Raw genomic sequence first — 11,846 nt, forward strand, 5'->3', positions numbered from 1 at the left:
GGCCGGCGACCGGCCTGGTGGGCGACCGGGCGCGGAAGGCTGTCGTACCCGGCTGCGAGGCTTGCGGTCATGGCGACGTTCGTTCTGATCCACGGCGGCGGGGGCAGCGCGTGGGACTGGCATCTTCTGGTCCCCGAGCTGACCGGGCGCGGCCACGACGTGGTGGTACCGGAACTGCCGATCGAGGACCCGTCGGCGGGGTTCGCCGAGTTCCGCGAGACGGTCGTGAACGCGATCGGCGAACGGGGCGACCTCGTCGTCGTCGGACAGTCGTACGGCGCGTTCACCGCACCCCTGATCGCCGACGAGCTGCCTGTGCGGCTGATCGTCCTGCTCACGCCGATGATCCCGAGGCCCGGCGAGAGGCCCGGAGACTGGTGGAGCAACACCGGTTACCACGGCACCGAAGGGCTCAGCGAGGAGCAGCAGTTCTACAACGGCGTGCCGGCCGAGATCGTCGCGGAGGCAGCCGCGCACAACCGGGATCAGGTCAGTGCCGAAGGGGACGAGCCGTGGCCTCTGGACGACTGGCCGGACGTGCCGACGAAGATCCTCATCGGCCGCGAGGACCGGTTCTTCCTCCCGGCCTTCCAACGCCGCGTCGCCGCCGACCGGCTCCAGGTCACCCCAGATGAGATCGACGGGGGCCACACCGTGGCGCTCAGCCACCCGAAGCAACTCGCCGACCGGCTGACCGCCTACCTGCTGCGCTGACGGGCGCCAGCGGCTCCGCCGTGAAAGGGGCGGCCGGAGACCACGTGGTTCGATCGACAGCGTTGATCCAAAAGGGGGCATGGTGGCGCGTACGGCGATCATCTTTCACGGGACCGGCGGCAACCCGGACGTGTGCTGGTATCGCTGGCTGGCGGGGCGGCTGGAGGCCCGGGGCTACGCCGTCGAGGTGCCGCACCACCCCGGCATCAACAACGAGCCGATCGCCACGTTCCTGCCGAAGGTGCTGAACGCGCACAGCTTCGACGGGGACACCGTCCTCGTGGGTCACTCCGGCGGCGCCGCGCTCCTCCTGGCGCTCCTGGAGCATGTCGGTGTCACCGTCGCGCAGGCGATCCTGGTCGCCGGCTACTGCACCCGGCCCAACACGAGCGAGGAACCGGTCCTGCAGGAGAGCTACGACTGGGCCGCGATCCGGTCGCACGTGCGGGACATCTCCTTCATCAACTCCCGCGAGGATCCGTACGGCTGCGACGAGCGCCAGGGACGCGCCATGTTCGAGCGGCTCGGCGGCACCCAGATCGTGCGCGACGACGGGCACTTCGGCGACTACGACCAGCCGTACGAGCGGTTCGAGCTGCTCGACCGACTCATCCCCTGACGTGTGCCCGCTCCGCGGGCCAGGCCGGCCGGTCCCCGTCGTCGCGTCCGGGGGACGTCGCCGGTCGCGACGTCGGACGGCGCACTGCCACAATCAGTACGTGGCGAACGTCTGGTCCGGTGTCACGATCGATTGCGTCGACCCCGAGAGGGTGGCCCGGTTCTGGAGCGGACTGCTCGGTCGCGAGCCCGGTCCGTCGCGAAAGGGCTGGGTCTACCTCGGCGAGCGAGGCGACCCTCAGCCACGACTGGTGTTCCAGCAGGTGCCGGAGCCGCGAACGGGCAAGGTGCGGTTACACCTCGACGTCACCGTCGACGACATCGACGAGGCGATGACGACGGTCATCAATCTCGGCGGCCGGTTCACCGGCGAACGGCACGACTATGACGAGGGCGTGGTCGTCGTCATGGCCGACCCCGAGGATCACGAGTTCTGCCTGGTCCAGCACTACGACTGACGGCGTCGGGGTCGCGACCGCACCGACCAGCCCGAGGGCTACTCCTCCGGGACGCGCGGCCCGACCTCGCCCCGCCTCAGATGTTCCGCGTTGCGGTCGGCTTCGCTGTCGGCGTGCGCGGCCCCGGTCCCCGGGTCCGTCGTCCGGCGACCCTCGGCGTCCTGGTACACCTGGCCGGTTTCCAGGGCCCTCTCCTGCTGACTCTGCTCAGGGGTGGTCATAGCACCACATCTACCCTCCGGAGGCACCAGCAAACGGTCACTGGCGCGCCTGGGCCGGCACCTGCGGTCCGAGGACTCCTGTCAGCGAGATCCGCAAAGCCGGCGGCAGGGGCACGTGGCCCACCGTCAACGGCCGTACGTCTCCAGCAGCCGCAGCCAGATCTCGCTGACGGTCGGGTACGCGGGGACCGCGTGCCACAGCCGGTCCAGCGGGACCTCGCCGACGATGGCGATCGTGGCGGCGTGGATCAGTTCCGCGACGTCCGGGCCCGCGAGGGTGACGCCGACGATCACCTTCCGGTCCTCGTCGACGATCATGCGCGCGTTGCCCCTGTAGCCATCGGCGTGCAGGGAGGATCCGGCAACGGCGCCCAGGTCGTGGTCCACGACACGGATCCGCAGTCCGGCCGCCTCGGCCGCGGCGGCGGTCAGTCCCACCGACGCGATCTCCGGGTCGGTGAAGACCACCTGCGGCACCGCCCGCTCATCGGCCGTGGCGGCGTGCCGGCCCCAGCGACCGTCCTGGACCTCCTCACCCTTCGCCCGGGCCACGATCACGTCGCCCACCGCGCGCGCCTGGTACTTGCCCTGATGCGTGAGCAGTACCCGCCGGTTCACATCACCGGCGGCGTACAGCCACTCCCCGCCGCCGGTGACGCGCAACGTGTCGTCGACCGTCAGCCAGGCACCGGGCGCCAGCCCGATGCTCTCCAGGCCGATGTCCTGCGTGTTCGGCGTACGACCGATCGCCACGAGAACCTCGTCGGCCTCCACCCGACCGCCGTCGGCGGTAGCGATGTGGACGGTTCCGTTGTCGTCCCGGTGGACGGAGACGGCCTCGGCGCCGACGCGTACCGACACACCGGCCGCGCGCAACGACTCCGTGACCAACTCACCCGCGAACGGTTCCACCGACGGCAGCACGCCGTCACGGGCCAGCATCGTCACCGAGGATCCCAGAGCGGCGAACGCGGTGGCCATCTCGGCCGCCACCACGCCACCACCGATGATGGCGAGCCGGCGGGGAACCGACCTGGCCGAGGCGGCCTCTCGACTGGACCACGGCGCCGCCTCGCGCAGACCGGGGATGTCCGGCAACAGAGCGCCGCTTCCGGTCGCGACGACCACCGCGTGTTGCGCGGCCAACCTCGTCGTGACACCGTCGGCGCCGGTCACCTCGACGACCCGGGCGGAAGCGATCCGCCCCTGGCCGCGGTGCAGCGCGATCCCGGTCGACTCCAGCCAGGACACCTGCCCGTCGTCCTTCCAGTGCGACGCGAAGGAGTCCCGGCGACCCAGCACCGCCGCCACGTCCAGGTCACCCGTCACCGCCTCGCGGGCACCCGGCACCTGCCGCGCCGCCCGCAGCGCCGACGCGCTGCGCAGCAACGCCTTGGTCGGCATGCACGCCCAGTACGAGCACTCCCCGCCGACCAGGTCCCGCTCGACGATGGCGGCGGTCAGGCCGCCCCGCACGACCCGGTCGGCGACGTTCTCCCCGACCGGGCCGGCACCGATCACGACGACGTCGTACTCGATGGTGGTGCTCATGTCAGTTGCCCTTCGCGCTGCGGCCGAGGCGGACGGCGGCGATGAGGAAGAAGATGGCGCCGGGGATGGCGTAGCCGGCCGCGTTGGTCAGCGACGGGTTGTCTGCGGAGGCAGCGACGATGAAGGACCCACCGGCCAGCACCGAGATGCCGCCACTGATGATCATCGGCCACTGCCCGCCCATCCGGCGACGGGTGACACCCACGACGAGCTGGACCAGCCCGGCCACGACCGCCCAGGCGCCCCACACCCGCAGCACCGCCGGAATGCCGGACGCGGAGGCGATACCCACGCCGACGGCGGCGATCAGGCTGACCGCGATGTTCACGTACAGCAGGACGGGGGTGCCGGTGGTGCGCGACGAGCGGAGGTCGTAGATGGCGGCGCCGACGTCGAACAGCGGGTAGAGCACGAAGAGCACCACCGTGAGGGGGCCGATCTCCTTGGCGGTCGCGATCGTCACGAGTGCCCACACGATGGCGAACGCGAAGCGGACGAAGTACAGCCGGCGCAGCGCGGCAGCGGCATGGGACATGCCTGTCGAAGCAGCAATGGTGGTCACGGTGGCCCTTCCAGGAACGGGAGGAGACCGAACGTTCTGTCACGTTCAGCATGGCCACGTCGACACCAATTTGCAAGACCGACCGTTCTATCTCCCGAGTGACCTGGCGCACAGCGCAGGTCATGACCTGTCAGACGAATCAGACCGAACGTTCTATCCGCTAGAGTGGGGGCATGGCACGCGGCGACACCGACACCCGGCCCTCCGAGGCGCGGCAGCGGCTCCTGTCCACGGCAACCCGGATCTTCTACGCCGAGGGCATCCACTCCGTGGGCGTCGACCGGATCATCGCCGAGGCGAAGGTGACCCGAGCCACCTTCTACCGGCACTTCCCCAGCAAGGAAGACCTCATCCTCGCCTACCTGCGTGCGGTCCATGAGATGGAACGCGCCAGGGTCGACGCGGCGATCGCCGCCAACCCGTCGGCGGTCGACCCCCTCCTGGACATCGCCGGCTCCATCGCTCAGCACATCCAGTCCCCCGGATTCCGTGGATGCGCCTTCCTCAACGCCGCGGCGGAATATCCGGACGCCGACCATCCCGTACGCCAGGAGATCATCGCCCACCGGCAGTGGTTCCTGGACACGCTCACCACGCTGATGGCCCAGGTCCACCCGGAGACGGCGGATCCCGCCGCGCGCCATTTCGTCATGCTCCGCGACGGCGCCACGGCAGCCGGATGTCTCTTCGACCCGTCCCTGGTGTCCGACACCTTCCTCCGGGGGGTCGAAGGACTGCTGCGAATCAACACCGAGCGCCGATCGAACGATTCCGCCCGCTCGTAACGACGACAGAGTCAGGCCTCGGAGTCACGATCGCCCGGTCCCTCCCCCGCGAGCGGCGAGGCGGACACCTCCATCGACCGTCCCCGACTCCGCCGCGCGTCCAGGAGCGAGACCAGGGCCAGCACTGCGGCCACCACGCTCAGCCCGACCATCGGCGCCCAGCGGGCCAACGCCGGCGTGAACAGCAGCAGGGCCACCAGGCCGACCATCCGGGAGCGGGAGACCCGGCCGAAGATCTCGTGCTCCAGCCGTACACGGGCGACGAGGAAGAGCATCGGACCGCCGATCACGAACAGCAGCCAACTGGGCCGGGGCGGTCCGTACGGGTCATCGATCACCAGCTCGTAGCCGACCGAGGTGACAAGCACGCTGAGCACGATCAGCAGATGCGTCCGTTCCGACGTCGCGCCCAGCCGGCCGGGCATACCCGCCCGGTCCAACGCCTCGGTCAGCAGCAGACCGGCGCGGTGGAAGTAGATCCGCCAGATCAGCGCGCTGGTCGCGAACGCGACAGCGAAGGCGGCTGCCCGCTGCGCGGAGTAGTCCGTGCCGCTGAAAACCGTGCCGAGGACCAGAATCGACTCACCGAGCGCGATGAGCACCATCTGCTGGTAACGGTCGGCGAGATGCGTACCAGCGATCCGCCAGCGGCCTATCCTCGATGCCCCGACCCGCGGCAGCGGCCAGCCCAGGGCCCACGCGAGGTAGTCGACACCGAGGGCCGCGGCCCACAGCGGCAGGCGGAGTCGGTCCGGGCCCAACGCGCCGGCCAGCCACAGCGGCGCGGTCGCCGCAGCCCACGCGGCGAGCCGGAACGGCACCAGCCGTCGCGGATGGCCACGCAGCGCGACGGCGACCACCAGCGGCCGCACCAGCATCACCATCAGGTACGCGGCCGCGAACGGCACCGCCCGCTCCTCCATGGCACGTGGCAACGTCACCGCCATGACCAGGCTGGCGAACATGGTGCCGACCACGACAGCCTGGATGATCGGCTGCTCCGGCTCGTAGCGGCTGGTGATCCAGGCGGTGTGCGACCAGATCAGCCAGAGCGCCAGAAAGAGCAGCAGCGTACGACCGAACCCCTCGGCGAGCGCCCAGCCGGTGTCGTTGCTCAGGCCGGCGAATCGTTGCGACACCCGGGTGAGGGCCACCACGAACGCCAGATCGAAGAAGAGCTCCAGGAACGTGGCACGGCCCGAACTCTCGGGAGGACGCAGCAGTACGGCACCCCGTCCCGCCGCCATCGACCGCCTCCGTCCACCCCTCGTCGCCCAACGATCCGTGGTCGGCGGGGTTGCGTGAGCCAGCGTGCGGTCAGCTCTGCCGGCCGACCTGCCGCTCGGCCGCACCGAGGTTTTCGCGCAGGAGGTCCAGGAACCTCCCACACCAGGCCTCGACCGTCGAGCGGTCGAACAGGTCGGTGGAATACTCGACCACGCCACGCAGGCCGTCGGCGAACGGCGTGACGACCAGGGAGAAGTCCCGGCGGGCGCAGCCGAGCCCCTGGTCCGTCACCTCCACCGTCAGGCCGGGCAGCTCGACCTGGGGTACGCCCGGATTCATTCCGAACAGCATGGTGGCCACCGGCGGCGTACCGGCGTGCCACTCGGGATCCACCGCGGCGTAGATCGCGGGCAGGGGCGCCGGCTGGTGCCGGATCGCGTCGAGGAACGCCCGCTCGGTGCCGGCCACCAGCTCGGTGAAGGACGCCGCGGCGGCCAGCGGTGGCCGCAGCAACAGAGGACTGGTGAACAGACCGACCACCGACTCGAAGGTCCGATCGTCGCGGTGGGCGTAGGGACAGGCGAGCACGATGTCGCTGCTGCCGGTCAGCTCGCGCATCAGGCACGCGTAGGCCGCCGCCAGGACGGGGAAGATCGTGCTGCCACCGCGGGCGGCGAAGCGTGTCACCCGCGCGGTCAGCTCTGCGGAGACGTCGAAGGTGAACTCCTCGCCGTGACCGGACAACCGCGCCGGCCGCGGCCGGTCCGTGGGTAGCGCCACCGCCCGGGGAGCGCCGGCGAGCTGACGTCGCCAGTACGCGAGCACGTCAGTCGCCACCGGCGTGGCGCGCTGCCGGCGCGCGTACTCCAGGTAACTCGCCGGGGGCGGCGGCGGGATCGCCGCGTCCCCGCGTTCGGCGGCGTACCCGCGCCCCAGTTCGTCGAGGAGCTGGAGCATCGACCACCCGTCGCCGTTCAGGTGGTGCACGACGAGCATCAGCACCCCGGTTTCGTCGTCGACCCGGGCCAGTCTGGTCCGGAGCCACGGGCCGGCATCGTCGGGGAAGGTCTCCCGTCCGACGCGTAGGCACCACTCGTCGATCTGGTCCGCGCGGAGGTCCACCACGGGCAGGCCCACCCCGTCCGCCGGCAGGACCTCCTGGGTCAGCTCACCGTCGCGCTCCACCAGGCGGGTCCGCAGCGCCTCGTGCCTCGCGACGAGCCCGTCGACCGCGCGTCCGAGAGCGGGCAGGTCGAGTCGCCCGGTGAGGTCCATCCGCACCGCCATGTGCACGGCGGCGGGATTGGGCGCCTGGCGCTGGCGCCGCCACATCAGCTCCTGCTGGTACGTCGCCGGTGCCCGGCCCACGACCGTGTCGCCACCTGCCGGCGGCAGGGCCGCCGCCATGTCCCGGATGCCACGGCTGCGCAGTACCTCGTGCACGCTCACCGTGACCTCGCCGAGCGCGGTCAGGCGGTTGGCCAGACGGACGGCGGCGAGAGAATGGCCACCGGCCGCGGTGAAGGGGACGTCCACCGACAACCGGGACACCCCCAGCTCAGCGCACCAGGCATCGTGGACGAACCGTTCCTGACTCGTGCGGGGCGGCTCGTCGGCGGGCGCGGCGGCCGGCGCCGGCAGACGGGCGGCGTCCACCTTGCCGGTATCGGTGGTGGGCAGCGCATCCAGCAGCACCCAGGCCGTCGGCATCAGATGCGCGGGGAGACGATCGGCCAGCAGCGAGGCGAGCCGCGCCGTTCGGGTGCCGGCCGGCTCGTCGGCCCCGTCGGCAACCACGTACGCGGCCAGGTAGGGATCGTCGCCCCGGTCGTGACGGGCGATCACCGCCGCCTGCCGTACGCCGGGCAACAGTGCCAGTTCGGCGGCGGCCTCGCCCGGCTCCACCCGGTGCCCGGAGATCTTGACCTGGTCGTCCCACCGGCCGACGAACTCGAGGGTGCCGTTCCCACGCAGCCTGACGAGATCTCCGGTGCGGTACATCCGCTCACCGGGCTGGTGCCGGTCCGGCACGAACGCCGCCGCGGTGTCGGCCGGTCGCCCCAGGTAGCCCCGGGCCACACCGGCGCCGCTCACGGACAACTCCCCCACCGCGCCCGGCGGCACCGGCAGGCCCGCGGGGTCCAGCAGATGCAGCCGTCGGTTGTCCACGGCGGTGCCGATGTCGATGGGCCCGGCGCCGGCCGGCGACACCGGGCCGGCCGTGGTCACGATGCTGCACTCGGTCGGGCCGTAGGCGTTGATCACCTCTGCGGGGAAGCCGGCGGGCGGGCGACGCCGCAGCTGGCTGCCCCCGACGACAAGCGTCCGGAGGGTGGCGGACGCGGCACCCGGTAGCGCGAAGACCAGCTCGGCCAGGGGCGCCGGCAGCAGCGCCACGGTGACGCCGTGCCGGGACCACCAGTCGACCAGGGCGGCCGGGTCGGACCGGACCTCCGCCGGGACGAGGTGGACGGTGGCGCCGGCGGCGAGGGCCGGGTGGATCTCGGCGAGGTTCGCGTCGAAGCCCAACCCCATGCCGTGCGCCACAGTGTCGGCCGGGGTGAGCGCGAGTGCCCGCACGTGCCAGGACACCGTGTCCACGGCGGCCCGGTGCGGCACCAGGACGCCCTTGGGGCGGCCGGTGGATCCCGAGGTGTACACGCACCAGGCGAGGTGCTCGCCCGTGGGCACCCGCGCGGGCGGCGGCAGGTGCCTGTCGACCGGCTCCTCCACGAGGACGTACGCCACCTCCCTCGGGTGGTCGACCTCGGCGGTGGTGAGCAGCAGCCGTGCGCCACTGTCGGCCAGCAGGGTACCGACGCGCGCGGTCGGCAGCGCCGGATCGAGGGGAAGGAACCCGGCGCCGGCCATCAGGACGGCGAGCTGCGCGGCGACGAGTTCGGGCCGACGGGGCAGGAGCACCGCCACGACGTCGTCCGGTCCCACCCCGGTCGCGGCGATCCGGCGGGCCAACAGGTCGGCCCGCCGGTGCAGCTCCCGGTACGTCCACCGGGTCTGGCCGCAGACCACCGCGACGGCGTCGGGCGTGCGGGACGCCTGCCGGACGAACGGGTCGTGCAGCCGTTCGGCGAGCGGTTCGGTGCGCGGCCCACGGAGTTCACCGGCCGGCGCGTCGAGGCGCGTCGCCAGCCGGGACAGCGGGGCGCCGGGCTGCCGGGTCGCCTGGTCGAGCACCCGCTGGAAGTCGTCGAGGAACCGCCGCACAGTCGTGCGGTCGAACACCTCGGTCCGGTACTCGACGTGGCAGTGCACGGTGTCCCGGTGGGACAGGTAGACGATGAGGTCGACCGGCGCCTTGTCCAGACCGACCCGCAGGGGCGTCGCCGTGACCCCGGGCAGGTCGAAGGTGAAGAGTTCGTCGCCGTTCTCGTACTCGACGACGACGTCGAAGAGCGGATGGTGTCCGACCTGCCGGTCCAGAGCGAGCGCGTGGACCAGGACGTCGAACGGGACGACATGGTCGTACCCGTCGACCGCGCTGGCCTGGATCCGGGCGACAAGCTCCCGGAACGTCGGGTCGCCGGTCAGGTCCAGTCGCAGCGGCAGGGTGTTGACGAAGAACCCGATCAGGTCCTGGGAGTTCTCGTCCCGTCCACTCGTGCCCGTGCCCACCACCAGGTCGGGCTGGCCGCTGTACCGGAACAGCATCACCCCGAACGCGCTGAGCAGCGTGCTGAACGGGGTCACTCCCTCGGCCCGACTGAATCGTCGGATCCGCTCGTCCAGATCGGCCGGGAAGTCCACGAAGAGGCTCTCACCGGCGGCCGACGGGAGGGCCGGCCGCTGCCGGTCGGAGGGCAGGACCAGGGTCGGCGGTGGCGGGTCGAGCTGGTTCAGCCAGTAGTCGAGGTGCTTGTCGGGCTCGTCGGCGGCGGCACGGGCCCGCGTGAGTTCCGGATAGCTCACCGGCAGCGGAGGCAGGTCCGGCGTACGGCCGGCAACCCGGGCCTGGTAGCACGCCGACACCTCCCGGGTCAGCACGGCGTACGAGCCGCCGTCGGTGGCCAGGTGGTGGAACGCCAACACCAGCACGTGCCGCGTCGGGGAGAGGCGCAGCAGCTCGAAGGCGAACAACGGGCCCTCGACGAGGTCGAACAGGCGCCCGCTCACCGTGGCCATCGCCGCCCGTACGACCGCCTCCTCGTCGGCTCCCGCGTGGTCGCGTACCGGAATGTCGACCTCCAGTCGCGGGTGGACGATCTGGCGGGGTTCCCCGTCGATCTCGCGGTAGGTGGTCCGCAGCGGGGCGTGCCGGTCCACGACATCCTGCACGGCGTCGCGGAACGCGACCGGGTCCAGCGTGCCGTGCAGCCGCACCGCGGCGCCCTCGGTGTACGCCGGGGTGCCCGGATGGGTCTGTTCCGCCAGCCACAGCCGCCGCTGCCCCGGAGACAGCGGTGCCGTGTCGACCACCTCGGCGGTGGGTCGGGACTCCCGACGGCGGGTGGCCCGGCGCAGCGTGTCGATGACCGGCAGCCCGTCCCGGACCGCCTGCGCCGGCAGGCCGAAGTCGACGAAGCAGGCGATCTCGTCCGCGCCCGCCGCGAGGATCTGGTCCAGGACCGGCCGGCAGCTCTCCGGCGACCCGATGAGGGCCCGCTCGTCGCAGTACCGCTCGTACGCGCGGGAGAGCACGAACCGGACGTCGTCGTCGGGGGTGTCGGCCAGGTCGATGTTCATCCCGAGGCTGTTGACCACCTGCCCGAGCAGGCTGAACGACGAGCGCAGGTACGCGCAGAACGGCTCGAACGCCGTCGCGCGGGCCCGCTGGGCGTCCTCGTCGAGGTACGTGTGCATCAGCACCACGACCCGTCCGGCGTCGGGGTCGAGCCCGTGCTCGGCGCGGGTGCGGCGATACAGGGCGATGTTCTCCGCCAGCCGCGCGACGTCCTGCGTCATCAGGTTGGTCACCACGCCCAGGCCCCGGCGGGCGGCCTCGCGGTAGCTGTCCGGATTTCCGACGATGGCCGTGAAGATCGGCGGCTCGACCTGCACCGGACGGGGGAAGAGCCGGACGTCGATGTCCTCGCCGGTGCCGGAGCGAGCCCGGACGGCCTCGCCACGCCACAGCCGCCGGACGGTGTCCAGGTTCTCGTACATCACCTGCTTGTGGCGGCGGAAGTTGTCCGGGTAGAAGACGAAGTCGTTGGCGTGCCAACCGGGCGCGCAGCCGAGGCCGACCCGGCCGCCGGAGAGCCGGTCCACCATGGACCACTCCTCGGCGACCCGGATGGGATGATGCAGCGGCAGCACCACCGACCCGGCGTTGAGTCGCAACCGGCGGGTCCGTACCGCCAGGGCAGCGGCGAGCACGGACGGGTTGGGGAAGATCCCGCCGAACGAGTGGAAGTGCCGCTCCGGCAACCACACGGCGTGGAAGTCGTGGGCGTCGGCGAACTCGGCGGCGTCCAGGATCACCTCGTACGAGTCGTCGCGGCCCTGCTCGGCGTAGTCGCCGAAGAAGTAGAGGCTGAAGTCGACGGTGTCGGCCGGCGAGGCGGCGACCACGGGCTGGGGGGCGACCGCCGCCTGCGGGACCGGCACGGGTTGCGCCGGTGGCAGGGGCTCGGCGCTCGGGGCCGGTACCCCGCCCCCGAGCAGGGCGAGCTGCTCCCGCATGAGATCGATCCGGACCAGACGTTCCTCCAGGCCGGCGCGGATTCGCTGCTCCTGATGACCATGTCCCGGG

The 11,846-nt window shown here is 71.7% G+C and carries 9 protein-coding genes; 4 read left to right on the forward strand and 5 right to left on the reverse strand.

The annotated features are described in order from the left end of the window. The first annotated feature begins 69 nt into the window (after positions 1 to 69). The 3 genes from FHG89_RS06010 to FHG89_RS06020 all read left to right on the forward strand — a co-directional run bounded on the left by FHG89_RS06010 (position 70) and on the right by FHG89_RS06020 (position 1,790). The gene (locus FHG89_RS06010) at positions 70 to 714 is read left to right on the forward strand and encodes an alpha/beta fold hydrolase (RefSeq protein ID WP_139583354.1); all 645 of its coding nucleotides are present in this window, start codon (positions 70 to 72) and stop codon (positions 712 to 714) included. A 79-nt stretch (positions 715 to 793) separates the two neighbouring features. Beyond that, positions 794 to 1,333, forward strand: coding sequence for an RBBP9/YdeN family alpha/beta hydrolase (locus tag FHG89_RS06015; protein ID WP_208760873.1), 540 nt, complete (start codon positions 794 to 796; stop codon positions 1,331 to 1,333). A 100-nt stretch (positions 1,334 to 1,433) separates the two neighbouring features. After that, positions 1,434 to 1,790 carry a VOC family protein gene (locus FHG89_RS06020; protein ID WP_139583355.1) on the forward strand — a complete coding sequence of 119 codons (357 nt, stop codon included), beginning with the start codon at positions 1,434 to 1,436 and terminating at the stop codon, positions 1,788 to 1,790. Positions 1,791 to 1,828: 38 nt separating this feature from the next. Here FHG89_RS06020 and FHG89_RS06025 read toward each other — a convergent pair whose 3' ends face one another. The 3 genes from FHG89_RS06025 to FHG89_RS06035 form a co-directional block, all read right to left on the reverse strand. Beyond that, a complete protein-coding gene (locus FHG89_RS06025) occupies positions 1,829 to 2,011 on the reverse strand; it encodes a ribonuclease (RefSeq protein ID WP_139583356.1) in 183 nt (60 codons plus the stop codon). Positions 2,012 to 2,137: 126 nt separating this feature from the next. Then, on the reverse strand, positions 2,138 to 3,562 hold the full coding sequence (locus FHG89_RS06030; protein WP_139583357.1) for a dihydrolipoyl dehydrogenase family protein: 1,425 nt from the start codon (positions 3,560 to 3,562) through the stop codon (positions 2,138 to 2,140). 1 nt (position 3,563) lies between these two features. Then, complete coding sequence (locus tag FHG89_RS06035) at positions 3,564 to 4,124, reverse strand: hypothetical protein (protein ID WP_139583358.1); 561 nt, start codon at positions 4,122 to 4,124, stop codon at positions 3,564 to 3,566. A gap of 173 nt (positions 4,125 to 4,297) precedes the next feature. Here FHG89_RS06035 and FHG89_RS06040 point away from each other — a divergent pair, with 173 nt between their 5' ends. Next, positions 4,298 to 4,909: a TetR/AcrR family transcriptional regulator gene (locus tag FHG89_RS06040; RefSeq protein WP_139583359.1), complete on the forward strand. Its 612-nt coding sequence runs from the start codon at positions 4,298 to 4,300 to the stop codon at positions 4,907 to 4,909. 11 nt (positions 4,910 to 4,920) lie between these two features. On the opposite strand, the gene FHG89_RS06045 is transcribed toward FHG89_RS06040, so the two are convergent. Together FHG89_RS06045 and FHG89_RS06050 are read right to left on the reverse strand one after the other, a co-directional pair. Further along, positions 4,921 to 6,156: a low temperature requirement protein A gene (locus FHG89_RS06045; RefSeq protein ID WP_139583360.1), complete on the reverse strand. Its 1,236-nt coding sequence runs from the start codon at positions 6,154 to 6,156 to the stop codon at positions 4,921 to 4,923. A 70-nt stretch (positions 6,157 to 6,226) separates the two neighbouring features. After that, complete coding sequence (locus FHG89_RS06050; protein ID WP_208760874.1) at positions 6,227 to 11,701, reverse strand: non-ribosomal peptide synthetase; 5,475 nt, start codon at positions 11,699 to 11,701, stop codon at positions 6,227 to 6,229. Positions 11,702 to 11,846: the final 145 nt, after the last annotated feature.

It is taken from the genome of Micromonospora orduensis (assembly GCF_006228125.1).
GTDB classification, from domain to species: Bacteria; Actinomycetota; Actinomycetes; order Mycobacteriales; family Micromonosporaceae; genus Micromonospora; species Micromonospora orduensis.

Coding starts and splice junctions, on each gene's coding strand:
- FHG89_RS06010 (WP_139583354.1), top strand. CDS start 70: ATGGCGACGTTCGTTCTGATCCACGGCGGCGGGGGCAGCGCGTGGGAC.
- FHG89_RS06045 (WP_139583360.1), bottom strand. CDS start 6,156: ATGGCGGCGGGACGGGGTGCCGTACTGCTGCGTCCTCCCGAGAGTTCG.
- FHG89_RS06030 (WP_139583357.1), bottom strand. CDS start 3,562: ATGAGCACCACCATCGAGTACGACGTCGTCGTGATCGGTGCCGGCCCG.
- FHG89_RS06015 (WP_208760873.1), top strand. CDS start 794: ATGGTGGCGCGTACGGCGATCATCTTTCACGGGACCGGCGGCAACCCG.
- FHG89_RS06025 (WP_139583356.1), bottom strand. CDS start 2,011: ATGACCACCCCTGAGCAGAGTCAGCAGGAGAGGGCCCTGGAAACCGGC.
- FHG89_RS06040 (WP_139583359.1), top strand. CDS start 4,298: ATGGCACGCGGCGACACCGACACCCGGCCCTCCGAGGCGCGGCAGCGG.